Source organism: Fredinandcohnia onubensis (assembly GCF_002734285.1).
In the GTDB taxonomy this organism is placed as follows: domain Bacteria; phylum Bacillota; class Bacilli; order Bacillales; family Bacillaceae_L; genus Ferdinandcohnia; species Ferdinandcohnia onubensis_A.
On sequence record NZ_NSEA01000045.1, the window covers coordinates 1 to 583 of the forward strand.

Sequence of the window (583 nt, forward strand, 5' to 3'; positions counted from 1 at the left end):
CTTTTCCATCCTTTACTTCATAATGTTCACCCTCAACACCCCAATAGATTAAATTAGCACCTTCTGGGCTTGCAATGAAATCATAGAATTCAAGAATATCCTTTAATTCCTTTTCCGTTTCTACAGATGATTTTGGAAATAATACCATATTTCCATAGCCAGGAATTGCCCAAATTCCAAACTTTCCATCCGGACCTGTAATTTTGTTTTGGACATCAAGAACAACATCTGGATTTAATTGAACTGCGTCATTATAAAGACCTTGAACATCGCCAATTGCCCCAATGTACATCCCGGCTGTTCCATTTTTAAACAAGGCTTGCTGATCATCCTTACTTGTAACAGGGAAATCACTATTCATATACCCTTTTTCCCTTATGTCTTTAATGAAATCCATAGTATCCAAATACTCATCAAACATAAATTCCGGTAAAAGTTTCCCGTCCTTTTCGCCCCAATTATTTGGTGTGCCAAACCAAGATGATACTGATTTAAATGCACCATATACTAAATCTGAACGATCAGTAATACCAATTGTATCTTTTTTACCATTACCATCCGGATCATTCTCAGTAAATGCTTG

General features: G+C 36.2%; 1 protein-coding gene. It reads right to left on the reverse strand.

The window, feature by feature from the left end; genetic code table 11:
* A partial coding sequence (locus CKJ95_RS23160; RefSeq protein WP_142353977.1) for an extracellular solute-binding protein occupies window positions 1–583 on the reverse strand: 583 nt, incomplete at both ends.